This is a genomic window from Anabaena catenula FACHB-362 (genome assembly GCF_014698735.1).
In the GTDB taxonomy this organism is placed as follows: Bacteria; Cyanobacteriota; Cyanobacteriia; order Cyanobacteriales; family Nostocaceae; genus Anabaena; species Anabaena variabilis_A.
Map to the genome: position 1 here is coordinate 1 of NZ_JACJTQ010000032.1, position 24,884 is coordinate 24,884.

The 24,884-nt window shown below is 38.4% G+C and carries 20 protein-coding genes; 4 read left to right on the forward strand and 16 right to left on the reverse strand.

The window, feature by feature from the left end; genetic code table 11:
* Nucleotides 1-177: 177 nt before the first annotated feature.
* The 7 genes from H6G68_RS18635 to H6G68_RS18665 form a co-directional block, all read right to left on the reverse strand.
* On the reverse strand, nt 178-705 hold the full coding sequence (locus H6G68_RS18635; protein WP_190907979.1) for a nucleotide exchange factor GrpE: 528 nt from the start codon (nt 703-705) through the stop codon (nt 178-180).
* 2 nt (nt 706-707) lie between these two features.
* On the reverse strand, nt 708-1,316 hold the full coding sequence (locus tag H6G68_RS18640) for a molecular chaperone DnaJ (RefSeq protein ID WP_242045315.1): 609 nt from the start codon (nt 1,314-1,316) through the stop codon (nt 708-710).
* A gap of 10 nt (nt 1,317-1,326) precedes the next feature.
* Nucleotides 1,327-3,762 (reverse strand): tetratricopeptide repeat protein, encoded by a 2,436-nt coding sequence (locus tag H6G68_RS18645; RefSeq protein WP_190907980.1) that lies wholly within the window; start codon nt 3,760-3,762, stop codon nt 1,327-1,329.
* Entirely contained in the window at nt 3,759-4,253 is a 495-nt protein-coding gene (locus tag H6G68_RS18650) for a LysM peptidoglycan-binding domain-containing protein (protein WP_190907981.1), read from the reverse strand. Before H6G68_RS18650 ends, H6G68_RS18645 begins: the two co-directional genes overlap by 4 nt.
* A complete protein-coding gene (locus H6G68_RS18655; RefSeq protein WP_190907982.1) occupies nt 4,250-6,445 on the reverse strand; it encodes an Hsp70 family protein in 2,196 nt (731 codons plus the stop codon). The genes H6G68_RS18650 and H6G68_RS18655 overlap by 4 nt, the downstream gene beginning before the upstream one ends.
* 662 nt (nt 6,446-7,107) lie before the next feature.
* The gene (locus tag H6G68_RS18660; RefSeq protein ID WP_190907983.1) at nt 7,108-7,470 is read right to left on the reverse strand and encodes a hypothetical protein; all 363 of its coding nucleotides are present in this window, start codon (nt 7,468-7,470) and stop codon (nt 7,108-7,110) included.
* A 186-nt stretch (nt 7,471-7,656) separates the two neighbouring features.
* On the reverse strand, nt 7,657-7,899 hold the full coding sequence (locus tag H6G68_RS18665) for a hypothetical protein (protein WP_190907984.1): 243 nt from the start codon (nt 7,897-7,899) through the stop codon (nt 7,657-7,659).
* A 311-nt stretch (nt 7,900-8,210) separates the two neighbouring features.
* On the opposite strand from H6G68_RS18665, the gene uvrB reads away from it, so the two are divergent.
* Together uvrB and H6G68_RS18675 are read left to right on the forward strand one after the other, a co-directional pair.
* Nucleotides 8,211-10,208, forward strand: a complete 1,998-nt coding sequence (uvrB, locus tag H6G68_RS18670; protein ID WP_190907985.1) for an excinuclease ABC subunit UvrB — start codon at nt 8,211-8,213, stop codon at nt 10,206-10,208.
* Nucleotides 10,209-10,230: 22 nt separating this feature from the next.
* Nucleotides 10,231-10,791: a Uma2 family endonuclease gene (locus H6G68_RS18675; RefSeq protein ID WP_190907986.1), complete on the forward strand. Its 561-nt coding sequence runs from the start codon at nt 10,231-10,233 to the stop codon at nt 10,789-10,791.
* 62 nt (nt 10,792-10,853) lie between these two features.
* Here H6G68_RS18675 and H6G68_RS18680 read toward each other — a convergent pair whose 3' ends face one another.
* The 5 genes from H6G68_RS18680 to H6G68_RS18700 form a co-directional block, all read right to left on the reverse strand.
* A complete protein-coding gene (locus H6G68_RS18680; protein ID WP_190907987.1) occupies nt 10,854-11,372 on the reverse strand; it encodes a hypothetical protein in 519 nt (172 codons plus the stop codon).
* Entirely contained in the window at nt 11,365-11,847 is a 483-nt protein-coding gene (locus H6G68_RS18685; RefSeq protein ID WP_190907988.1) for a hypothetical protein, read from the reverse strand. Before H6G68_RS18685 ends, H6G68_RS18680 begins: the two co-directional genes overlap by 8 nt.
* A 30-nt stretch (nt 11,848-11,877) precedes the next feature.
* On the reverse strand, nt 11,878-12,498 hold the full coding sequence (locus H6G68_RS18690) for a tetratricopeptide repeat protein (protein ID WP_190907989.1): 621 nt from the start codon (nt 12,496-12,498) through the stop codon (nt 11,878-11,880).
* 52 nt (nt 12,499-12,550) lie between these two features.
* Nucleotides 12,551-14,803, reverse strand: a complete 2,253-nt coding sequence (locus H6G68_RS18695) for a bifunctional serine/threonine-protein kinase/formylglycine-generating enzyme family protein (protein ID WP_190907990.1) — start codon at nt 14,801-14,803, stop codon at nt 12,551-12,553.
* A gap of 611 nt (nt 14,804-15,414) precedes the next feature.
* The gene (locus H6G68_RS18700) at nt 15,415-17,709 is read right to left on the reverse strand and encodes an exonuclease domain-containing protein (protein WP_242045316.1); all 2,295 of its coding nucleotides are present in this window, start codon (nt 17,707-17,709) and stop codon (nt 15,415-15,417) included.
* 164 nt (nt 17,710-17,873) lie between these two features.
* On the opposite strand from H6G68_RS18700, the gene H6G68_RS18705 reads away from it, so the two are divergent.
* Entirely contained in the window at nt 17,874-18,587 is a 714-nt protein-coding gene (locus H6G68_RS18705; RefSeq protein ID WP_190907991.1) for a rhomboid family intramembrane serine protease, read from the forward strand.
* 8 nt (nt 18,588-18,595) lie between these two features.
* Here H6G68_RS18705 and H6G68_RS18710 read toward each other — a convergent pair whose 3' ends face one another.
* Entirely contained in the window at nt 18,596-19,504 is a 909-nt protein-coding gene (locus tag H6G68_RS18710; RefSeq protein ID WP_190907992.1) for a hypothetical protein, read from the reverse strand.
* A gap of 188 nt (nt 19,505-19,692) precedes the next feature.
* On the opposite strand from H6G68_RS18710, the gene H6G68_RS18715 reads away from it, so the two are divergent.
* Complete coding sequence (locus tag H6G68_RS18715) at nt 19,693-20,364, forward strand: rhomboid family intramembrane serine protease (protein ID WP_190907993.1); 672 nt, start codon at nt 19,693-19,695, stop codon at nt 20,362-20,364.
* Nucleotides 20,365-20,367: 3 nt separating this feature from the next.
* On the opposite strand, the gene H6G68_RS18720 is transcribed toward H6G68_RS18715, so the two are convergent.
* The 3 genes from H6G68_RS18720 to H6G68_RS18730 all read right to left on the reverse strand — a co-directional run bounded on the left by H6G68_RS18720 (nt 20,368) and on the right by H6G68_RS18730 (nt 24,749).
* Nucleotides 20,368-22,554: a GumC family protein gene (locus H6G68_RS18720; RefSeq protein WP_190907994.1), complete on the reverse strand. Its 2,187-nt coding sequence runs from the start codon at nt 22,552-22,554 to the stop codon at nt 20,368-20,370.
* Nucleotides 22,555-22,622: 68 nt separating this feature from the next.
* The gene (locus tag H6G68_RS18725; RefSeq protein ID WP_190907995.1) at nt 22,623-23,999 is read right to left on the reverse strand and encodes a polysaccharide biosynthesis/export family protein; all 1,377 of its coding nucleotides are present in this window, start codon (nt 23,997-23,999) and stop codon (nt 22,623-22,625) included.
* Nucleotides 24,000-24,026: 27 nt separating this feature from the next.
* Nucleotides 24,027-24,749 (reverse strand): cyanoexosortase B system-associated protein, encoded by a 723-nt coding sequence (locus H6G68_RS18730; protein ID WP_190907996.1) that lies wholly within the window; start codon nt 24,747-24,749, stop codon nt 24,027-24,029.
* Between the last annotated feature and the right edge of the window lie 135 nt (nt 24,750-24,884).

Here is a 24,884-nt window from a genome sequence, read left to right on the forward strand (position 1 = left end):
TCAGGAGTCAGGAGTCAGGAGTCAGGAGTCAGGAGTCAGGAGTCAGGAGTCAGGAGTCAGGAGTCAGGAGTCAGGAGTCAGGAGTCAGGAGTCAGGAGTAAAACTGGATTGGTGTCTAGGTTTCAATTTTGATTCTGTACCTCATTGATTTGCAATCTGCTATAAATAATCTGAATATTAATTTATAGTTTCATTTATAGTTTCATTTATATTCTCATCTAAATTTGATTCTACTTTAGCGGTAATTACTTCTGTAGGACGGAGAATTTTCTCACCCCAACGAAATCCGCGACGGACAATTTTAGTAATTGTTTGGTCTGGAACATCAGTTCTTTCTTCTCGATCTATAACTCGACACAAGTTAAAATCTGGTTCTGTTCCTGTCAATTCTATCGGTAAAAGTTGCCGTTTTCCTAGTACACTGAGAAATTTACGATTAACTGCGGCTATGGAACGAGGTAAGCGTTCTATAAATTCTGGACTGGGGTTGGGGTTATTTTCCAGATAGTCTAATAATGCTTCTAGTGCATCAGCAACTTCTAACAGTTCTAAAAATAAATCTTCAGTTTGGGCTGCGGTTTGAGTTTTTTGTTCTCTTAGAGATTGTTGCAAGACAACATTTTCTTTTCCGAGAATACCAAGTTTTTGGATGAGTAAATCGCGTAACTCTTGACTTAGAGGATAAGTTGGAGGTAATTCTGACACGGTTATGTTTTTTTAGATAACATAGCTAAGATTTTGTTAGCCCAAGTATTGACTTGAGGATGAGTATGATTACTCAACATTTGCGAAATGGCCTTCGCTCTTTGTAATTGTCCACCCATTTGATAGGCTTTAATCAACCATATTTGCGCTTGCAGATAGTTTTGACTATTGTGTTCTTTACAGCCTTGGCAGTAGTCTTCTAGGTATTTGATCGCTTTGGGGTAGCGTCCCTCTTTACAGGCTGTCATGCCTTCGGTGAATAGTTCTGATAAGGGAATTGGTAAAGGTTCTCGTTCTAGGTTTTCTTGTTGGGTGGCTTGAGCGATCGCATGATCTAAATTATCAAATTCTGATAACAAGGTCAGTGATGGTGCTGTTTGTGCCAACGCCTCTAAGTTACTATACTTGAAGCGCTTAATAGTTGGCAATATTGGACGCAAGTAGTCAGCAATAATTCTTTCTTCTGACTTCATCAAGCTTTTTTGCGCTTTAGCAATCACATCTACAGGATATTGCTTGCGCTTCATTGCTAAGGCTACAGCTTTGGTAATTTCGGCTTTTGATGCGGCTTGAGATATACCCAGAATATCGTAGGGATTACTTTTCATCATTCACCCTTGTTCAACAAAGTTTGAGGCTACGGTAAATTTCTTGGAATGCAGGTTCATCTGGACAAATTTCATAAGCCCATTTTCCGAGATTAAGTATGGCTTCACCATCAGTTAAAGTATCATTTTTAATCCCATCAATTAATAAATCTATAAAAAGTTCGGCGACAATATAACGTACTCTATCATAGCGTGATTTTTTAGCCTTATTCACCATTTCTTCAAAACGATTTTGATGAAAAAGTTGCTCAATTTCTTCCAAATCTTGGTTAAATTCCACTTTTTCGATCATGCTAATGACAACAGGATTACTGTCATCAATATTTTTAATCTCTTGCAGTTTTTCTAAAGCTTTTACTGCGGTAATTTCTTCATTAATCAGCTGCTTTCTGATTTCTTCTGCTTTATATTCAGCTAAATAACTTCTAGCCGAATTACTGCTGAAAATATCATACCAAAACTGAGCAAATTTTAAATGTTCTGAAAACTCTGATATAGCTTGACGTTGCAAACTAAAAAGTCTATCGATTTCTTTTTGCCAATCTTGATTATTTTGAATTTCGGCTTTAGCGTTTTGCAAGGGTAGAATTGCTAATTGCCATTTTTGTTGCTGTAAGTAATAGCAACCTTGATAATAAGCGATGAATTGATGAGCAAATTGTTCGACTTCATTATTAGCTGGAGTTGTCGGTTTGATTTCAATTGCTCTTTGACTATCACTTTCTAAACAAGCAGCTACTGCTAAACCCCAAGGTGTGTAAAGAGAACGGAGAATTTTTTGACTAGGATGTATTTTATATGTTAAAATATTTTGCCATTGAGAACTAAACTTTTGATAACAGCCAGGTGTAATAAATACATCATTGACTTGTATTCCAGAGTTTGCAGGTTCTCCCATAAATCTGAGTGTGACTAACTCCCAACGGTAGTAATCGCGCAGATTTAAATAATCTTCATAATCTTGAATATTGGTATTTTTGATATTATCAATTGCTGCTTCTAAACGGCGTTTTAGTTCTACAGATATAGAAGTAAAATCAACAGCTTGATTCCCCAGCCAAGGTACATCTTCAAGAGTTGGATCTGTTGGTAAATTTGCGATTGCAGTGGATAGAGCAATAATTAAATCAAATAATTTATCAGAGTTAGTTTGGGAATAATAATAAGTTGCTACTGTCCAATTGTGTAATGTAGTAATATTAGGATTAGCAATCCAGATATTTTTCATTTTAGTAGCAATATTTGTCCAGTCTGAATCTTTCCAAACTGCGGCTTCTAAACTTGGTTCAATATGTTCTTGAAGATTAACTTCAACTACAGAATTAGCTCCAAATTTTTGGATATATTCCGTACTGGCTATTTTAGCTGCTGCTAGATTTTCAGCTTTGACTAACTCTTCAATATTCTGTAAAGATAGTAACCGTTGATGTTGAGCAATGCATTTAATAATTTCTCGTTGCTCGTTAATTGCCGGAATAAATACACCTTGCCATTCTCGATAAGCTGATTGTAAATTTGCTTGTTGAGCTAGTGCAAACCCTCGCAAATAAGCGGCTTGTTGTCCTGATAAACCTTGTAAGTGAGATAGTGCATTTTCCCAATCTTGCATTTTAATTGCAACTAAACCTAAGCGGATTTGGCAATCTGTAAAATCAGGTAAAAGGGATTTTGCATTTTCATACAAAGATTTAGCTGCTGGTAAATAACCGGCTTTTTCGGCTGCTAATCCTTGACGGAATAGTTCTCTACCTTGAACTATTGATTTTATCTTTTCAAGTAAATTTATGCCGTCGGAACGAGGAAAATTTGTCAAAGAAAAATCTAAAAGTGCGATCGCTCCCCGCAATCTGCCTTCAGATACAGCTTGCTTTGCTTTTTCTAGCGCCGAGATGTAAATTTCTTCTTGCTGAACTTGGATTTGAATTTCTGAAATAGCTTGTTTTATTGCATCTGTAGAGTATAACTTTTCAGCTTCTTGATATGTGGTGAGTGCGTTGATGAAAAAGCGATTTTCTGCCTGTGATTGTGCTTGCTTCACCAAGACTTGAAATTGTTCTCGCTTTTCCAGTTCCTGTTGGCTGTTCTGAATCGCTAATGATACCTGCTTATCATGAAGAATTCGGTTATGAAGATGATAAATTGCGATCGCACTAGATAAAGCTTGAGTTTCTAAAGGATCACCATGATCTCGCTGAAGAATCAATTGGGCTTGATTAGCTAAATTATCTGCTGCTGCAACTTGTTTACGCCAATCTTCTAATTGTTGTTCCAGATTATCTACAAGATTACCGATGAATAATTTACCCAGCCAACGTTCCCAAAACCCTGGTTTTTCAGCCCAAACAGCGAGTGCAGTTTGAGCAACGGTAATAGCTTCTCGCAATTGCTTGTGTTGAGCGAGTTTTTCGGCTTTCTGACTGGTTTCCTTGATGCTGTCAAGAAGGCTCATTGATTCTTCTCCTGACAACTGCTAGGAATCGTTAATTTTTCACCAGGATCTATATAGTAGTTTTCCCGTTTTTCTAATCGAGGATTAGCCTCAGCTATAACTTCCCAAGTAATTCCTTTACCGCAGATTTTTTCAGCAATTAAACTCAGGCTATCTCCTGGTTTGACTGTGTAAGTAATTGTTTTGGGTTGCTGCTTCAATGTCACCGATGAATTTACAGATGGTTTGGGGGTACTAACTATTGTGGAAGTAGGAGGAGATGATTTTAAAATCAAAAAACTGCCTCCTGCACCTAACCCAATACCTATCATCAACATTAGCAAAGCTACAGTCAAAGTCCATTTACTAAATTTGCTTTGTGAAAGCGGTTTTTCTAGTTGAGGTAAATCTTGAAGTGTACGAATGAGGGCAAGATCAGCATCACAGTTAGGGCAAATATTACCCTCAATTTCTTGATAACCACACACAGGACAGTTGAGCTTAGTATTCATCGCGTCAGTCCTGTGATAATGCTATTAGTTGGTAAATCTTGATTTAGCCAATGTTGCACATCTGGTTGCAGTTCACGCAACAAACGTTCAGCTTCGTTACCATCGCCATTAGACATTGCTAACAGTGTGCGCGAAAGTTTGTCAGACATCGCATTTGCTTGGGTAGGTGCGACTGCTTTGGCTTGTTGGATGGCGATAATACAAGCTTGAATTACCTGTACTTCTTCGGGTAGGTTGGTGAGTTCTCGTCTTGCTTCTTCGCTGTGATACTCCATTGCGGAGCGGTTATTGGTGTTAATTGCAGATTCCAATTCTTGACTTAGTTTTTGCAATCGTTCTTGCTGGGGTTTGAGAATCATAAACCCACAAAGTCTGACTATGCGATCGCACTCATGCATCTGAGTTTCCGCTTCTAGGCGTTCTGGACACATAGAAACCTGGAATTTTTGCAAATTCTCCCCAGCCCTTAGACGTAAGTCGCTGCGTTCTTCTCCTGTGACAGGATTAATAATTTGGTTAGTTAATTGCACCACTGGTACTGCTAACTTCAGCGCTTCTTCCACACCGAATATAGTCAGGTTTTGATGATTGAGTTGGGCGATCGCATCTTCTAAATCTTGATATATTCTCTCATCGGAACGACCACGAGAAAAAGTACAACTAACTTTCACCCCTGGAGCATTTTTTAAAGTTGCTGTCATTCGCAAATCGCTGTTCTTTTCATCCAACTCTAAATACACTGTAATTTCGGTTCCGGCTGGATACTTTTCATCTAAACCCAACCACATCTCCCCAATTCTTTCATAATTATTATCTTCATCTGGACTGAAAAACTGAAAATGAATTAGGCGTTGTCCCTCAGCGATAGTTTTAAAAGTGTGGGATGTTGTCACTGGCAAAATATCACCCCGATTAATCACTTTTGTGTATTTGCCATCTGCTAATTTAATGGCATAATCGCGGGATACTGTGGTGACTTTATCTGTTTGTCCAGCCGCCACAATCGCCGCACCTTCAGCCACTGCGTACATAGGACGGGGATGCAAAACTACTTTATTAGCGCCAAAAGCCTTTTTAAGTTTGCTTTGTACCAAAGGAATTTGAGAAGAACCACCAACCAAAAGCACCACGTCTACCATTTCCAAGTGATATTGAGCATACTCTAGAGCTTGGCGGCAAATTTGCAGCGAATTTTCCACCAAATCACTAATCATGATTTCAAATTGCTCGCGGGTGATTTTCACCTCAATGGGAATTGCAATTCCCAATTCATCAAATAATTGCGTAGAAGGCGCAATCATCGCCACGGTAAAACTACTTAATTCTACTTTTGCTCTTTCTACCGCTATCTTTAAATCAGCGTTAAACCTTACTCGTTGGTAGTAGGGCATTTTGGCAATTAATCCCTCAATATCGCCAATTCTTTCTTGTTGAGCAACTTGCTCTTTGACAAACTTAACTAGCCGTGAGTCGATGTCATCACCACCCAACCATAAATCTCCTGCTTTCCCCTGTTCAATAAATGAAGTTCCGGCTGCGGTAATTACTGAAGCATCAAATGTCCCACCGCCAAAGTCATAAACCAAAATCGTCTTGACATCGTCGCTATTAGGTGAAAACCCGTAGGATATCGCTGCTGCTGTCGGTTCTGGTAGCAGTTCCAAAGGAGTTAGTCCGGCTTTCAGTGCGGCGGTGCGGGTAGCGTAGCGCTGTTTATCGTTGAAATAAGCCGGAATAGTAATTACAGCTTGGTCGATGATTTCTACTGTTTTACCAATTCCTTGGCGATAAGCTTGAGCATTTTGCACCACTTTTTTGAGAATTTCCGCTGAAATATCCTCTGGTTGGTATTCTTGATTTCCTAACCACACCGCAATGCTGTTGTCTGTTCCCTGTGTCGGTTGGGAAATTTTGTAACCAAATTCTGATTTCTGCTTATTTACTGCTGAATCACCAAAACCCCTACCCATCAAGCGTTTAATCGAAATAACCACGTTTTCGGGGTCATGGCGTAGCTGGTTGTAAGCTTGTTCTCCGACTAAAAATTTACCTTGGTCGTAAGCAACTACAGAGCGCGTGAGTTTCCTGTCTGGAGGCGTGTTATCATTTGCTGTCACTACTTCCACTTCTGCCAACTTAAAAGCAGCGACAGAGTTAGTTGTCCCTAAATCAATTCCTATTGCTTTACCCATTGCTGATCTTCACCCTGTTGATAATGTCGATGTTTCTAATACTCTAGGCAGACTGCCACGTTATTATCCACATATTCAGGGCAGAAGCCAGCTATTTATTAAAATTAATACATATACAGCTAACAACCTACTATAGAAAATTTACTTAAATTTTATAGATGTTTCCCTAATTTTACTAATATCATTTTTGTAGTGCGTAGGGTGTGTTATGCCGTAGGCTAACGCACCTTGAATTATTTATCTCGTTCCCAGTCTCTGACTGGTAATGTGATCACAGAGGCTCTGGCTAAGAGGATGTTTGTAAAGTCAAAATATATACTTAAAACCTCTCTCCAAACCTCTCTCCTACAAGGAGAGAGGCTTTAAAACCCCCATTCTAGTAACAAAAGTTTTATCTCGTTCCCAGTCTCTGACTGGTAATGTGATCACAGAGGCTCTGCCTCAAGCGGTTATTAAAGGCAGAGCCTTCTAGAATTCATTCCCACACAGAGTATGGGAACGAGAAACCTACATAAAAATGGCGAAGGTATTGTTATTTAAATCCAATTATTGCTAAAGCTTGATGTTTTTAAATTAATTATGCCTCCGGCAAACTACGTAAGTGCTAAATCGTAGCGTGCTAGAGGCACTATTATATCCGTCCAAAAGTTTTCAGATCGGCTCTAATCTAGAAAACCCATCAGAATTTCCGAATCATCAACAATATTTGGTGCTATTGGACGATTACCGAAGACTGAATAATTTTCAGACACTATTATTGAACTGGAACCAATGGGACGAATACCAGACAGGTTAATACTACTAACGACTTGAAAGGTGTTAGCACCAATGGGACGAATTCCCATTTCGTTATAGGATTCAATCACTTCCAAGCTACTTGTGCCAATAGGACGTAATCCAGCGCTTGAGAATGTTTCTGCGACTTGTAAGCCATTGCTGCCAATGGGACGCTCTCCAGCAACTATAATTGTTCCCTGAGAACCTTCTTCTGTGTTCAAATTAGTACTCTGGTTATTTTCTTCCACTGTTATGTCTCCTGTGAAGCTCAGGCGCTTGATAAATTAACACCTATGGCTTATTAAGTGAATTTTACAATAAGTAAGGAAAGATATATTTTTTCCTATATATGAGAGTGTAACCTTAAAAAACCTCCCTTAAAGATAAGTTTCTTTACAACTGATACATAAGTAAATGTAAAGAGTCAAATTTTGTTAAAAATTATTGCTAATAATTGCTTTAATTACCAATACCGTTTCACTTGAAGATTGATACAAATGAACAGATGCGGAAGGAAATTCATTTGTAGCTTTAATTAAGGGAACACCAAAAAATAAATTACCCAAAAATCGTAGGGTGGGTATGGCTACGCCACGCAGGCTATAGGACTGTAGTCCGTAACCCACCATAAATTTAGGGGATAATTGTGGGTTACGCGATCGCTCTAGCAAAGCCATACCCGCAGGGCTACACCCACCCTACAAATTGGGGATTTTTCTATTTGGAAGTCCCTAAGTGAATTGACATACAGCAGATTGCAGGTAAATGCACTACAAAATTTCAACCAAAAATCAGCTATCAAGGGTATTTTCCTCCTGAATCCGCTGCTGAGTTCTCCCTATTTCCCCGCGTCTCTCCATCCCCGCGTCCCTCATTCTCCGCGTCCCCCCATCCCCGTGTCCTCTGCTGACTCCTGAATTCTGCTGTAAAACCCCACGGTAACAGATGGTGAAGCTACTATGGTAAAGGGTATCTTCAGCAAAACTGTATGACGGAATTTTGTCTTCAAGCTCCCTTTACTCCAACTGGCGATCAACCTCAAGCGATCGCACAACTTGTAGCCAGCATCCAAGCAGGTAATCGTTACCAAACTTTACTCGGTGCGACGGGAACTGGTAAGACTTTTTCCATCGCCGCAGTTATTGAGAAAATCGGGAAACCGACTTTAGTCTTGGCGCATAATAAAACCCTAGCCGCGCAGTTATGTAATGAATTACGGGAGTTCTTCCCCAACAACGCTGTTGAGTATTTTGTCAGCTATTACGACTATTATCAACCAGAAGCTTATATTCCCGTCACTGACACATATATAGAAAAAACAGCGGCGATTAATGATGAGATAGATATGTTGCGACATTCCGCCACCCGTTCTCTATTTGAACGCAAGGATGTCATCGTTGTGGCTTCCATTAGCTGCATTTACGGCTTAGGAATGCCGGCAGAATACTTAAAAGCAGCCATCCCTTTTCAGATAGGTATGGAAGTTGATCAAAGGCAGATTTTGCGCGATTTGACATCTGTGCAGTATAGCCGCAACGATATAGAAATGGGCAGGGGAAAATTCCGCGTTCGAGGTGATGTTTTAGAAATTGGCCCGGCTTATGAAGACCGCATTATTCGCGTTGAATTTTTTGGTGATGAAATTGACGCAATTCGCTATATTGACCCGGTAACTGGAGAAATTCTCAGTAGTTTGCAAGCTGTAAATATTTACCCTGCACGTCACTTTGTCACTCCAGAAGAACGGTTAGAAGTTGCTTGTGAAGATATTTCCGCAGAATTAAAACAGCAAAAATTATCATTAGAAGAATTAGGAAAATTAGTAGAAGCACAACGCATAGACCAACGCACTCGTTACGACTTAGAAATGTTGCGAGAAGTCGGATATTGTAACGGTGTAGAAAACTATTCTCGTCATTTAGCAGGTAGACAAGCTGGAGAACCACCAGAATGTTTAATTGATTATTTTCCTAAAGATTGGTTATTGGTAATAGATGAATCTCACGTTACTGTTCCCCAAATTCGGGGGATGTATAACGGCGATCAAGCCCGGAAAAAAGTATTAATTGATCATGGTTTTCGCCTTCCCAGTGCGGCGGATAACCGTCCTTTAAAAGCAGAGGAATTTTGGCAAAAGCCTAATCAATGTATTTTCGTTTCTGCTACTCCTGGAAATTGGGAATTAGAAATTTCTGAAGATAATATAGTTGAGCAAGTAATTAGACCAACGGGAGTAGTTGATCCAGAAATTTTTGTCCGTCCCACTGAAGGACAAATTGATGACTTGTTAGGAGAAATAAAAGATAGAGTTGACCGCCACGAAAGAACGTTAATTACTACTTTAACTAAACGCATGGCGGAAGATTTAACTGAATATTTGGAAGATAAAGCAATTAAAGTCAGATATTTGCATTCTGAGATTAATTCCATTCAACGTATTGAAATTTTACAAGATTTACGCGAAGGTAAATTTGATGTGTTGGTTGGTGTAAACTTACTGAGAGAAGGTTTGGATTTACCAGAAGTTTCTCTAGTCGCAATTATGGACGCAGATAAAGAAGGTTTCTTACGTGCGGAACGTTCTTTAATTCAAACAATTGGCCGCGCAGCACGTCATATTCGCGGAAAAGCAATCATGTATGCTGATAATTTAACAAAGAGCATGATTAAAGCTATTGAGGAAACCGACCGCAGAAGGGGTATTCAAATAGCACATAACAAAATGCACGGAATTACACCGCAACCAATTGTGAAAAAATCCGGTAATGCAATTTTGTCTTTTTTAGATGTATCTCGGCGGTTAAATTCAGGTGATTTAAAGGTGGTGGATGATCATTTAGATGAATTATCGTTAGAAGATATTCCAGAGTTAATTACCCTGTTAGAAAAACAGATGAAAGAAGCTGCGAAGAAGTTGGAATTTGAGGAAGCGGGAAAATTGCGCGATCGCATTAAACATCTCAGGGATAAAATGTTGGGAAGATAGCAGTAAAAATTAACTAAATCTTATGCTAACTAACATTCGTCAAATTACCGTTACAGAATATCACCAAATGGCGGAAACGGGAATATTTCACCCAGACGAACGCTTAGAATTAATAGCAGGACAAATTATCAAAATGGCCGCCAAAGGAACTGCACACGAAGCCGCTATTACCCGCACACAAAGAATATTAAATCAACGTTTAAGTGACAAAGTTTTAATTAGAACTCAGTCACCCATTCAGCTGGATGATTACTCAGAACCCGAACCTGATATTGCAGTCGTTAAAACCGATCCTTTAGATTATGAAGATCATCACCCTCAACCATCAGAAGTCTTTTTAATTATTGAAGTTGCTGATTCTAGTCTTAAATATGATCGAGAAGTGAAAACTTTAGCTTATGCGAAATCAGGTATTATTGATTATTGGGTTTTAGATGTTAATGGACGTAAATTATATGTATATCGTCTACCCAATTCAGAAGGTTATCAAAGTGAAAGTATTTTAGCAGAAAATTTGACAATATCACCTTTAGCTTTTCCTGAATGTGAAATTACGATCAGGGAGTTTTTGAGGAAAGTTTAATAGCAAAAAAGAGGAATTTTGAAGAAGTTATAAAAGTGTACGCTCACTTTATAGATAAAACTTTATGACTTTAATACTTGTCTCGTGTCACTAGCTATGCGGTTATAGAATTCTTCTTTTTCACTATCTGTAATATAACCTGTTAGCACTGCCTGATTTATAATTTTCCATAGCAAATTTTTGAGCATTGTTATGAGATCATATCTTTCCACGAGAAATTTTTGTTCTGACACTGAATAACCGTAATTTTTCCATGTAAAATTCATATTTAGAGAATCTATAGGTTCTAAATATATGACTATCGAACTTTCAGGAAAGCTTAATTCAATTTTTTGATTCCTCAAAAGTTGAGATATTTTTTCTGGTAGTTCATCCAAAATAAGAATAATATCAGGATCTAAAAAAAGTTCTTGTTTTGTGTCTCCCATCTCTAGTAATACTTTTTGATTATGCTCAAAACAAAAACGTCTTAGTCCCATTTCTAAATGAGAAAGTTCTCCCAATGTATCTTCAGGAGGTAGAAACCAATTTTCACAACAACGTTCAGTTAATTGAATAGAAAATTTTTGTGTACTATTCACTTTTGTCACTCCTATTTAATGATGTCAAAATATAGCTATCTGGTACAGGATATGCAGAGTTAAGGGTTCCATCATCATTTCTTTGTACAAATGCACGAGTTACATTTTCCGTTAGAGTTCCATTTGGGTGATAAACCCTACCAATAGGACGTTTAAAATCTATAATGTATCTACCAGGATACTTAGGTATCACCTGCTCTGCTTTTACCCAGTCATCAGCATTTAACCATTGACCTTGGTTTTTATTTTTACTCGCCATTCTTCCCCTTAACTGCTCTGGTGTTAGTTTCGGTCCATGATGACGTTCAATATGATCATAGGCTTTGGTTGATTTAGAGTTGTCCCATTGTGGTTCTGCTCCTTTCCCTGTCCACTCATACCCGCTTCCTACTTCTATATTAGGATTAGTTATTTCCAATTGCACAACTTCCACAAGTTGATAATCATCTTGAGAAGCTCTATCGTTTTGACTCAAACTGCTCGATTCCCTTACTTTAGTATTTTATCAAGACCATTTTCGCAGGTTTTTATGCACCACCGCTAAATACCACATATAATCATCAATCTTATAATTATCAGCAGCTTTAACAATATACTCTTGCGCTAACTCCACATTATTCTCAGCTTCGTAATACAAACCCAAATAAAGATGACTGTAAAAATTACCTTTTACTCCTTGCAACTCACCCACATTTAACACATCATCAGTTGTACAATTTCCTGCAAACAAATCATAGACAGAACGCATAATTTGTCTGGAGTCATTTTTCACAGGTAACAAAGAATTACGCGCTTCCGTCACACCGGATAAACGAGCAATACAAAGATATCGCCAAACTGTTTCTTCTACATCTTGAGAATTTACAGTTAAATCTATTTCAAACTGTTTTGCACCCTCAGCAAATCTTTGGGCATAATAATAAGATAAACCACGTTGCCAAAGATAGGGTGTGATTTGAGAATCTAACTTTTCTGCGGTGTCAAAATCTTGAATTGATTCCTCAATTTTAGCCAGTTTAAAGTAAAACATCCCTCGCTGAATGTAAGCATTAGGATTATTTGGTTGATTACGAATAATTTCGTTCCAGCGTTGAAGTTGATTCTCTAGAGAATTGGTAGAAAACATGATTTGTGAAATTGAAAAATCTTATTTTGTGGAGTAGGAATATAAATAACTACTAACTCGACAGAGCAGAACAAGCAACACGAAAACCGTGATTAAAATCCTTGCAAGTCGCAACGTAACTAACGCGATACGCAGAACGGCAGTAGACAGGACGGTAAGACCAAGAACCACCGCGTAGCAGACGACGAGGGTGATTATCACTTCCACTCAATCGCGCACTACCATCAGTTGGCGCACCTATGTAATTATCGTACCAACCATCTTCGCACCATTCCCATACATTACCATGCATATCGTGTAAACCGAAAGCATTGGCTGGAAAAGTTCCCACATTTGTCGTTTCTTTGCGGTTAACACCTTTTGAGCCATTACTATAAACATATTCACCATTGTAATTTGCTAAATTAGTGCTAATGGTAGTGCCAAAATAAAATGGTGTATTTGTACCTGCGCGACAAGCATATTCCCATTCTGCTTCACTGGGTAAGCGATATAATTTACCTGTTTTTCGTGATAATCTCGCGCAAAACTCCTGTGCTTCATACCATGATATCTGTTCTGCTGGTCGGTTAGCACCTTTAAAATGAGATGGGTCTGGGTTTAAATCAATTTTAACTTTTGGTAAACTAGAAACGGCTTTCCATTGTGCTTGGGTGACAGTAAATTTCCCCATAAAAAAAGGTTTAATAGTCACTGGATGTTGAGGACTTCCCCTATCCGTGCTTTCCAGTTCATTTTCTGGCGAACCCATGAAAAAATTACCACCAGGAATTGCAACTAATTCTAAAATTATGCCATTTTCTAATTCTTCTAAAAACAAAGCTGCTTTTTTCTTAAGGCGCTGAATTTCCCACTTTATTCCTAAACCAAAAAATCCAGGTTTTAAAATTAATTTTGCTGTCTCAAACTCGAATAAGTTAGTTTTAAAATTGGATGAGGATCGTGCATTATCACTCACTTTATTTTCTAAAGGTTCCTGTTTATTTCGATCTTCAGTTTTAGGCTTTTCCTCTGTTTTTGAAACTAGTTGCTGATTTTGAGGAAATCTTTTGGATTCTTGTCTTTGACGTTCATACTCTGCCTCTTTTAAAGCCAGAACTCGTTTTTCTATAACAGATATATATTCATTTTTTAACCCTAAATACTGACGATATTCTTGCAGGTATTTAATCATATCTGCACTAAACGGATATTCTTGATTAACAGCAGCGGTAAATATTTGTTCATACTTTTTTAACTTGCGTTCTTGTTCCTGATGCAGTTTTTGTTGATGAAGTTGAGACTCGCGATAGGGTTGTAAAACTTCTGCTCTAATTTCCCGTGCTTCGAGTTCAGATAAACCTAACTCAATTCTTTTTAGTTCCAATACTTTCAACGCCACAACAGAAAAATCTCCCTGACTTTGTTGAGCGCGACTAGCCACTTCCTGAAAATATATATTTCTGGGAGGATTAACTATAACAGGGTGTGCTGGGGGTGCTGGAATTGCTGAAGGTACAGAAGAAGTGAATTTTTTTAAATCATCCAAAGCCGCTTGAGCATTGGCATAGCGTAAACTATGGTGACGACGCACCATTTTCGTTAGTACTTCCGCTAAATTATCACTTAGCTGGACTTCTTGTTTCCATTCTAATTCGGCTGTTTCCGGGTTTTCTTCGAGAGTTTGCGGGCTTAAGCCTGTTAATGCTTGAATAGCGGTTATCCCCACGGCATAAATATCACTTTGAAAAACCGTTTTTCCTCTAGCTTGTTCTGATGGCATATAACCATAAGTACCTGCCACAACGGAACTTTGCGGATTACCACGACTATTCACGATTTGGGAAGCCATTTCCTTAACTATACCAAAGTCAATTAGACATACTTTGCCATCTTGCTGTCGCCGAATCAGATTTGGCGGTTTGATATCGCGGTGAATAACCCCTTGCTGGTGGACAAAAGCTAAAACTTCTAAAACATCCTCTAATAATTTGGTGACATAACCTTCACTCAGCGGCTTACCGCGCAGAATTTCTTTGTCTAAACACCGTCCCTGAATAAATTCTTGCACTATGTAGAATTTTTGATTTTCCTCAAAGTACGCTAGTAGGTGAGGAATTTGGGGATGTGTACCCAACATTTCTAATATTCTCGCTTCTTTTTCAAAAAAATTGGCAATGCGAGTATTGAAATGGTGTTGAGGTAGAAGTTCCTTCACCACACATATAGGTTTACTGGGTTTTTGGGTGTCTGTAGCTTTATAAGTAATGCCAAAACCACCAGTTCCTAAGACTTCGATCATCTCATAACGTCCACCTAGCAGCATAGTCTAATTGCACCTGAAAACCGATACAGAGGAAATATATAAAGCTTAATCTAGTATAAGCCTTAATAAGTACAATGATCTTATTAAGTTATAGAAAATTTAGAGGATGTTTTCAAAGTATTTTATTTAGATATCAAATTGCTTGAAACCTAACCTCCAACCCTTTCCCTACCAGATAATGGGAGTAAGAATCAAAGCCTCTCTCCCTGTGGGGGATACCCTACAAGAAGCTGCTTCGCGTCTATGAAGAGGGGTTTCTAGTAAACTTGGCGATTTTTCAAACATCCTCTAAGGGAACACCAAAAAATAAATTACCCAAAACCAAAACCAAAATTGTAGGGTGGGTTAGCACAGGGTAACCCACCATTATTCCTTCAGTTTATGGTGGGTTAGGAAGGTAGTCCATAACCCACTCTACTTGGCGATTTTTTTAACATCCTCTAAAAGCCTGTTTCTTTCTAGGAGATAGGACTCTTGAAAGTCTTGACAAAGAAAGGATATTTTATTTTTTGGGTGGAGTAAAACCAAATATAGAAAAAATCCAGTGATACCATTCTTGATGAGTAGTCACAAAAGTTAAAGCTGATTCCAAATCTACATCTAAATCTTTGTTATAAATACTGAATAATGAGATCATAAATCAAATCGAAAAGAATTCTATCTTTTTTATTGAATAGCACAAAATTCCCATTGGCACTATTTTCTAGTTGTTTGATTCTTTCTTTACCCACTTTACCAGTAATCTCTGGTTGACGTTCATCTCTAATTAAATCAAACTTACTTTGAGGATTATTAATTACCAATTCGTTGAAATTATTAATTCGAGTTGTAAAGGGAGTCCCACTAATTTCTAGAAAAGCAATTACATGATGTTTTTGCCCATGTTCTATAACAATATGTTCTGGTAATACCCTTTTACCTAAGCGATATTGTGTTAATTTAAATGACTGGATGTGAGTTAAAGCTTCCGCAATATTCCTCAATTTACCAATATCATCACCATCACTAATAATCGCTGCATTATGATATTTTTGTTCCAACTCTGTTCCATGTTCATTTAAATATTCAATCACAGGATTTGGAGGAATAGCAGTTTCACCTGATAAATAGGGTACTAATTTAGCCTGTAAGTTGCTTAAATCAACAGAATTAGGTGTTTGTATAGCTTGAATTAGTTGATTTAAAACTTCTATTGATGTCTGTTGTTGTTGCTGTAGAAATTTCAATTGCTGTTCGATTTTCTCATTACTATCTAATTCACGGATTGGTTTTCTTTCATCTGGTAAAGAAATTCCATTAACTCTATAGTCATAGTATTTAGCAGCGCGATTTATAGCAGCACGGATAGGGTTTTTTCCTAAAATATCATCTAAATCTTCAGGGAAAAATAGCTGTTCTAAGGTAATATCTACAGATTGCATTTTCACCTTGAGAATAGATTTAACTTCCACTTCTGTAGGTTGACGTAAAGAAACTTGATATTGACATACTCGTCCAATAATAGATTGATCAAATGTTGTTTTAAACTTTTCCCACCTGTCAGGAAATAAATTTAAGATAATTAAACTATTTGGAACATGGGTAAAAATTTCTTTAATTGCTTCTCCAAAATTTAACAGAATTTCTTGATTATGAGAAAGTCCTAAACCTTCTAATTGATCAAAAATAATAATTAAAGGTTCATCCAGACTAGATAATTTACCTAAAACTGAAATAGCTTCTAAAGAAAAAGCTTCTTTACTAATTTCCTCTCCCCAATTTGGTAAACCAACAGTTTCTGCTTCTTCATCAGTTAAAACATTTCCGGCTAACCAGCGAGTGGTAATATTTCTATATTTATAATCTGTATAACCGCAATATTTAACCATTCCTTTAATAATAGATAAAGCAAAACTTCCCGCAGCATAATTGCTCATCCACCATTCATTAATGGTTTTTTCTATATATTGCCAATATTCCCGTTTTCGGTGAGTATTTTCTTTACCCAGAGCATTAATACTATTATCTTCTAAATCATATAAAGCTTTGAGAATATCTATATCTTTTTGTTTAACTTCTCTATCATTCAGACTAACTATTTTGCGAAAAGTGTTAATAATTAAAGAGTCTAATTGTGGTAAATTTACGGCTTTTTCAACTAAAGATTCTAAAATTCTACTGTAGATATGATAAAGTACAGATTGAGCATTATTAGGTTGACGAATAAACAGTAATCTATTACTGGATAATCTCTCATTGGCAAGTCGCATCATTAAATGAGTTTTACCAGTACCTGGTTCTCCAATCACCACTACACCTTTACTCTGATGATTCGGATCTGATTTGATGTTATTTAAAGCCGTTTGTAAAATCTGGAATTCTCGATGATAAGTATCAGGATAATCTGGATGATGTTGGAAAGGAGTATCAACTCGACTGCTACTAAATGGATTCGGTTGTTGTTTGAGATGTTCTAACATAATTTTCCTATAAAGGTGGTATGTAAAAGTGGCATCATAGCGAGCGGTATGTGCCATATTAGGAAGAAAATATTGATTATTAGCTCGAAGATTAAAATATTTACTCAAATACTCTAAAGAATAACTTTCTAAATCTGGAAAACAGTCTTTTGCTAGAATCCAGGTACAATCAAATTGTAAATGTTGCCAAGGTAAACCAACTTGTCGAAAACTACGTTTGAGGATATCAATATCATGTTCTGCATAGTGACAGATAATTTTTTTATCTTCAACAATAGTCAGAAATTCCGTTAATAATGTTTTCAGGCTTTTGAGATTTAAGACATTTTCAAAACCATGAGAATTACCATCACAAAAACCTTCATAAATGACCACGCCTTGACTATCAACAATAGCTAATTCACTTAAGTTGGGGTTTCCTTCAGTATCTAAGATAACAAAGTCCATAAAATTTTATGTGTAAGTAGATTATCGTAATGCCTGTGATAATTAAATCATAAACTATAAAAGACTGAAAAGTGTTTTAGACAAAAACTGCCCTCTAGATAGAAGCAATTACTGGCAAAATTAGTTACCTTGAAGCTAGTGGATCAAAAATCAGGAAAACGCCAGTGGTTCCCCTTAAAGACAACAATCCTACAGAAATTACGCCCTATGTGACTTATGGACTAATCGCTGCCAATGTCCTTGCTTTTCTTTATGAAGCTAGTCTTCCTCCCCAAGCATTAAATGGGTTTTTACATCTTGCGGCTGTAGTACCAAAGGAACTTACTTTAAGCTTTGCAGGAATTTCTGTTCATCAACCAGTACCAGAATGGGCAACTTTAATTACTTCCCAATTTCTGCACGGTGGTTTTTTGCACCTAGTTGGGAATATGTTATTTCTGTGGGTTTTTGGTAACAATGTCGAAGATAAATTAGGTCATTTTAAATATTTACTTTTTTACTTATCTTGCGGTGTTTTAGCATCATTAACCCAATGGTACTTTTCTCAAAACTCTAACATTCCTTCTTTAGGTGCAAGTGGAGCTATAGCTGGTGTAATGGGTGCATACATTTTCCGTTTTCCCAACGTGGAAATTCTTGGTGTAGTTCCTCTAGGTATTTTCTTCCCTACCTTTCGTGTTCCTGCATATTTCTTTTTAGGATTTTGGTTTCTCCAACAAGCTTTTTACGGAGTCGCTACGATAGAAGCACCTACCAACATCGGCATGGAAGGTGGCGGAATCGCTTATTGGGCCCATGCCGGTGGTTTTATTTTTGGGGCGATTCTGGGGCTAATTTTAGGTTTGTTTAGCGATAGATCTCAGGAAGAATCTTTTTAAAGTTGCATTTAACTCGTTGCTTGAGTCATTCCCAGGAATTTTTGTGTTTGTGCGGTGATACCAAATAAGCTATCTGCATGACAGAATATTTCCCAAGCGCGAACTCCCATAAAACCAATACCTGCAACTGCCAAGGGAATTGCTGCTGCGCCTAAAAGTGCCGCAATTGGCGGAAATATCATGCAGATTGTTAAAAGAATTCCTGTAATTACACCACCAGAAATACCAGCTTTAGCAGTAGCGATGGCGACTTTATGCACTAACTCCTGCTGTGTAATTTTGCCTTCAACGCATAACAATGAGTTTTCCAATATGGAGAATACTAACTCAATTACTGCGGCGGCAACTGCTCCTTTGATAACTGCGCCAACTACCTCTGCAACTGCTGCTTTAAATGCTGCATCAGCCAAAACCTGCTTGGCAACTGCTAGTTCTTCTGGAGTCATATCCACACCACCACGGGCGCGATTAACCCAAAATTGCTCAAAAATGCCGTTAGTAGCTTCGCTTCCGCCACCATTGACATGAGCTTGAATATGGCTCCAGTCTTTATCTTGACAAAATTCACGAATTGCCTCTGGGCCTTGAGCGCGAATTTGTGCCGGAATGGTTTCAAATACTTTCGCTGCTTCTTGAATATTTCGCATCCCACCGCGCACACCAGCCCGTGCAAATTTGAGTTGCAAACCTGCTGGCAAGTTCTCAAACCGGATATTGTTGGCAATTTTAAAAGCTTCCTGAGTAGCAATTATACCAGCACTAGCTATGGAACTGGGCGCTGCTTGTGCAAAATCCACGATCTGAGTTGTAGTTTCTTGAACTTTAGAAATGGCTTGGTTAGCCAAATTTTGAGTATCGGTAACTGCTGCTTGCACCTTAGCGGTTAGCGATTCAATAGGATTTCGGTTGATTTCCATATTTTAGATTTTAGTCAAACTTGCATACTTAGATTATCGGCCTATTAACCCTCATCTGGCAAGTTTAAAAAACAACTTGATAGGGAGATTGCCACAGTACATACACGGGATTATTTTTCCTTTTTCGCTGACCAATTTCCAGCTAGTCAGGCTATATTGCAATTAATAGATCATGAGAAAAAACGCCTGTGTTTCCTCTTTACGACGAAAACCCAACGCGAATCACTCCGTATTTCACTTACGGATTGATTGGCATGAATATTGTCATTTTCCTGCATGAAGTAAGTTTGTCTAATGGACAATTGGAGCAGTTTTTTCAGCTATATGCCTTAATACCACGAGAGTTCACAAATAACTTAGCTGGGGAGTGGACAACGTTATTTACTTCACAATTTTTACATGGCGGTTGGTGGCATCTCATATCCAATATGCTCTATCTATGGATATTTGGTAACAATATTGAAGAACGCTTAGGACATTTTAAATATCTGATTTTTTATCTGTCTTGTGGTGCTTGTGCTGCCTTATGTCAATGGTTTATTGGCATGAATTCTGCTATTCCTTCTTTGGGGGCCAGTGGTGCAATTGCTGGGGTTTTAGGTGCTTATCTTCTTTGGTTTCCTCAAGCAAAAATTAAAACCTTAGTTTTTTTGGGGTTTTTCGTCACCATTATCAATGTTCCTGCATTGGTAATGATTGGTCTTTTCTTTATTCAAAATCTCATTTCTGGTTTTGCCAGTTTGCAAGCATCTGCCAATATGAGTGTAGAAACTGGGGGAGTTGCTTACTGGGCGCACATCGGCGGCTTTGTATTCGGGATGATTTTTGCCCCTCTGTTTAGGTTGTTTCAGGGTGAGTAGACTCTATTTTTTGCCGAAAATCGTGGAAATTTCGGCTGCTGGTTCAATCACTTCCAGGTCTATCTCAGGCGTAGAGGTGCGTAATTCTACCAATACTTCAGGTAGATTAACTTTGATGTCAGCACCATTAATAATAGATCCTAACAGCCCTAACTCATCTTCTACCAATTGATCAATGGCTTCACCCAACATATTTTCCTGTGTATAGTTTGGTCGTGCCACCAGGACTATACCATCACTATAAGGTTGAATTAACAATGGATCATTGGAAATACTGAGAGCATTAGTATCTAATATGACTAAATCATAGCGTTCGCGTGCGTCTTCTATCAGGCGGCGCATTTCGCCAGATTCAATGATGGCAGCAGATTGACGCACAGGGCCTGCGCTAGGAATAATGTATAAATTTTCGACATCGGGAACTAAGCGAATACAGTCACTCAAGCTGGAATAATAAAGCAGGGGTTCCATAGTGGCATAGGAGTCAGGAGCAACTTTCAGGGCCCAAGCGCGGGAGGGCGATCGCAAATCTGTTTCGATAATCAAGGTTCTTTTCCCAGCCAGTGCGGAAGCTATACCCAAGTTGTAAGCACTCACTGTTTTACCCTCTTGGCTACTGACGCTAGTAATCAATATAACCTTTAAGTTTTTACCGCCTATCCGGCGCAAATTACTGCGAAACTTCTCATAAAACTCCAAATAGGGCGAATCTGGGGAAAGTAACACTGGTAAGGCATCTGGATCTAAATTATCAACTGGGATGAAAGGCAATTCTCCCAGCAGTAGCACCTCTTTTTGTTTGAGACTCTCGCGGATATCCTCTCTGGTTTTGAAAGTTCCTTCCAGTGACCCCAACAAAAATATCACACCACCACCAATGACCACACCCAAGAAACCACCGATAGCCAATGTCGCAGGCACACTCTTTGGTTTAATAGGAACAGCATTAACTGTTGGCTGGCTGGCAATACTGAGACTACTTACAGTTTCTGCTTCTGCGGTTTTAGAATCAGTAAGCTTTGCTTGCATTTGGTCATAGATAGCTTTTTTCAGACCAACTACCTGCTCCAAACGCGATCGCTCTAATTGTTTATTGGGTACAAGAGAAGATTCACGCCTTAATTGTTCCTCCTGTTCCTTTTGCTGTTTTAGTTGTTGTTCTAGCATCTCTCGTTGGGTTTGCAAAGCCACCATTTGGTTTGCTAATGCCTGCCGCGTGGGATCTAGACTACTTTGGGTACGAATACCCTTCACATTCGCTTGGATAGGGGCTGCAATCCCACCACCACCTAACACCTCAGATGCACGTTCTTGGAGTAATTCTTCAGAGGCTTCTTTTTGGCGCTGTAGTTGAATCATTGTCGGGTGTTCAGGTCGTAAATCTTTCCTGAGAACGGCAATTTGTGATTCAGCTTGATAAATTTGCGCTCGCAAGTTAGCAATAATTGGATCAGCACTCAAAGCCGAAGAAACATAAGCCTGTCCAACTGTTAACCCCAACTTATTTTCTAAACTACGAATTTGGGCATCAATTCCAGAAATGGTAAATTTAATTTGCCTTTGTTGATTTTGGCTAGTAGTAATACCACCTAGCAAACTTCCATTTTCCGCTGCCAAAATTGCTGGTCGCTCCAGGCGATCATATTGTTCTAGTTTATTCTCAGCAGCTTGGAGTTCTTGCTTAAACTCTGGTAAGCGATCATTCAGTTTTTTAATAATAGCTTTCAATCGTCCAGTATTAATCTCGCTACTCAACTGAACCATTGACTTCATCAATTCATCCAACACCTCTTTGGCTCGGTTGGGATTGCTATCTACATACTTAAGGATAATACCTGAAGAGTCTAATTTCCCACTTTTGTCTGCCTTAGGCAATTTAATTGACACATTTGCACCAATGGTTTTTGGTTTAGTTTTTACCTTGGCTGCCACATTTTCAATAATTTGATTAGATAATAAAATTTCCTGTGTCAGTTCTTTACCTTGTTCTTGAATTTCCGTACCAGTTTTGGAGAAAGAAATTGTGGGACTAACATAGTTCAAAGCTGATTCTGCTACGTAACTAACTGGTGGATCTGGTTGTATTGCCACTACTACCGAACCAGCTATTACTACAGAAAAACTAGCCAGTCCAATCCACTTATACTTTTCAAAGGCAATAATATAGCGTTTAACAATTGGTGGTGTCATAGTATTTAATTAGTTATTAGTTATTAGTTATTAGTTATTAGTTATTAGTCATAAATTCTTCCTGAAAATTATCTATTTGTTGAACCACCACCAAAGAAGCCGCTACCAAAGTTCTCAAAAAAGCGAGTAAATGACTGCACATTAAAAAAGGGTTGAGTAATGATATTTAATAAATTACTAATTCTCCCAATTAGGTTTCTCCCAATAACAATCACATCATTATCTTGTAGTGCCACATTTTGAGAAGCATCACCACCAAGTGCCTTTTTGGCATCAAGTCTTTGAGTAACAGCTTTTCCTTTTTCAGGATCAAAACGAACCAAGGCAATATCCCTAAGATTAGCAGTATTCAGAGGAACATTTCCCAACACATCTAGAAATGTACTACCATTCGGCAGTGATTGCGTAGCAATTCCTCCTGCGGCATAGTTTAACACTCGGACTTTAATCTGGGGAATCGCTAAAGTTGAACGTGCCACCAATTTGCGATCATAACCGTCATCAGTACCAAGTTCCCGGCGAGGTATAATTATTGCATCTCCATCTTGTAAGCGTAGGTTAGGTAGTGAACCACCATTTTGCAAAGCTGCATATAAATTAATATTTTGTGAAACTATGGAACCATCAGTTAATTTACGACGAATTAGCACTTGTCGTAGGTCAGCAGTCAAGGTGGAACCACCTGCTAAAGGTAAAACATCACTAATTCGAGGCATTCCGGAAGTCGCAGAATAAATTCCTGGACGAAATACTTCCCCAGTAATAGTAACTTGTACTGGTCGCATCTGTCCTAAAGATACTATTACTGTATCAGTAGTAATACGGCTCAAAGCCAAGCGAATTTTTTCTTGGGCTTCTTCCAAACTTAAGCCTTGTACAGAAACTTTCCCTACTTGTGGGATGACAATATTGCCGTCTTGACTAATTGTGGCTTGAAAACTCAAATCTGGACGTTGCCCACTCAGCGATAACAATATCTTGGGATTAATGACATAACGATCTAAACCAGCTCTAATTTTTTCCTGTGCTTCTTGCAAACTCAAGCCTTGTAAAGATATAACCCCCAATAGGGGTACTGCAATATTTCCTTCTACATTAATTGCAGCTTGAAAACTTAAGTCTGGAAAACGCTCAACTGTTACAGCAATAGCATCGCCAACTCCTAACCTGTATGGGCCAGGAGGACGCTGAACTACAACGCTAATTCCATCTCCTATCCCTAAGAGATAGCGGTTGAATTGCGGAGAAATTTCGTCATTTTCATTAGGAGATATAACATCAGAACTTGTAGGAGGTACGGAAAATTGTTCTGGTGATTGTTCTAAAGAAGGTGAAGGCTGGGCTGCAACGGGTGAGATAGATGTAGTTAAGCTAACACTCACCTGAAGAGTTAAAAAACACAGGACGCTGAATTTACGCATATGAGAACTGGAAACTATAAACATCAGTGAGGTGTAGTTAAATAATATACTTTAAAGAGCCTTCGCCATCAATGCAGTTTGCACTGTTGCACCCAGAGACTGAAGCTTTGTCCAAGATGTTTCCACTTCCCCAAAAGGCTCAATTGGTATCATAATGCTTACAGCCACCCAAGGAACACGCTTTTTTTGCCACTGTGCTAATTGGTCTGCCACAAACCACTTTACTGGTGATGAAGTTCCACTATCTGGCATGGCGTACCATTGTAAAACAGCAAAAGTTTTTTGTTGTGTCGTTGCTCGAAAAAATCTAGCTTCAACTTTTTTGGTGGCATTTGACTCTATAACGGAAGGCTGTTTAACAGTAAATTCAGCATCACGATATTGAGCTATGTTCCACTGTCCCCAAGTTAATTTCCCCCAGCCGTTAATATCTGTCCACTCTATCTCTGGTTGATCTCTAGGTCCGTTTTGTGGTAGCAACAGCAGTATAACCTCAATTGCTGAATCTTCTGGCTTGAGTATTTGTAAAGACCATTTATGTTCGCCAATTTGTGATTCTGATTGTTTAATGGTTTGCCACCCAGGAAGACTTAATCCCACTTTGCGGATATTTTTCAATTCCTTGAGTTCTCTTACTGGCGGTGGCTGTTTCCATGACCATTTTCCTGTTAGGTATCCAGGAACTGCTCCTATACCTAACAGCAGTAGCAGCAATATTAGCACTGCTACCTGACTCCATTGCTGTTCTTTGAAAAACTTGGATAAGGAAGTCATTAGTAAAATTTCTCACACTTAGACTGCATTATACTCGATTAAATGTGGAAATATTTGCAAATAAGTAGGAATGCACAAATAAATATAACTACGGCAGAATTCAGGAGAAGGAAGGGACGCGGAGACAGGGGGACT

What these genes read in the sequence shown, in the direction of transcription:
- H6G68_RS18640 (WP_242045315.1), bottom strand. Translation starts at nt 1,316, where the DNA reads ATGATGAAAAGTAATCCCTACGATATTCTGGGTATATCTCAAGCCGCA.
- H6G68_RS18645 (WP_190907980.1), bottom strand. Translation starts at nt 3,762, where the DNA reads ATGAGCCTTCTTGACAGCATCAAGGAAACCAGTCAGAAAGCCGAAAAA.
- H6G68_RS18650 (WP_190907981.1), bottom strand. Translation starts at nt 4,253, where the DNA reads ATGAATACTAAGCTCAACTGTCCTGTGTGTGGTTATCAAGAAATTGAG.
- H6G68_RS18655 (WP_190907982.1), bottom strand. Translation starts at nt 6,445, where the DNA reads ATGGGTAAAGCAATAGGAATTGATTTAGGGACAACTAACTCTGTCGCT.
- H6G68_RS18665 (WP_190907984.1), bottom strand. Translation starts at nt 7,899, where the DNA reads ATGGCTTTGCTAGAGCGATCGCGTAACCCACAATTATCCCCTAAATTT.
- uvrB (WP_190907985.1), top strand. Translation starts at nt 8,211, where the DNA reads ATGACGGAATTTTGTCTTCAAGCTCCCTTTACTCCAACTGGCGATCAA.
- H6G68_RS18675 (WP_190907986.1), top strand. Translation starts at nt 10,231, where the DNA reads ATGCTAACTAACATTCGTCAAATTACCGTTACAGAATATCACCAAATG.
- H6G68_RS18690 (WP_190907989.1), bottom strand. Translation starts at nt 12,498, where the DNA reads ATGTTTTCTACCAATTCTCTAGAGAATCAACTTCAACGCTGGAACGAA.
- H6G68_RS18695 (WP_190907990.1), bottom strand. Translation starts at nt 14,803, where the DNA reads ATGCTGCTAGGTGGACGTTATGAGATGATCGAAGTCTTAGGAACTGGT.
- H6G68_RS18700 (WP_242045316.1), bottom strand. Translation starts at nt 17,709, where the DNA reads ATGGACTTTGTTATCTTAGATACTGAAGGAAACCCCAACTTAAGTGAA.
- H6G68_RS18710 (WP_190907992.1), bottom strand. Translation starts at nt 19,504, where the DNA reads ATGGAAATCAACCGAAATCCTATTGAATCGCTAACCGCTAAGGTGCAA.
- H6G68_RS18720 (WP_190907994.1), bottom strand. Translation starts at nt 22,554, where the DNA reads ATGACACCACCAATTGTTAAACGCTATATTATTGCCTTTGAAAAGTAT.
- H6G68_RS18725 (WP_190907995.1), bottom strand. Translation starts at nt 23,999, where the DNA reads ATGTTTATAGTTTCCAGTTCTCATATGCGTAAATTCAGCGTCCTGTGT.
- H6G68_RS18730 (WP_190907996.1), bottom strand. Translation starts at nt 24,749, where the DNA reads ATGACTTCCTTATCCAAGTTTTTCAAAGAACAGCAATGGAGTCAGGTA.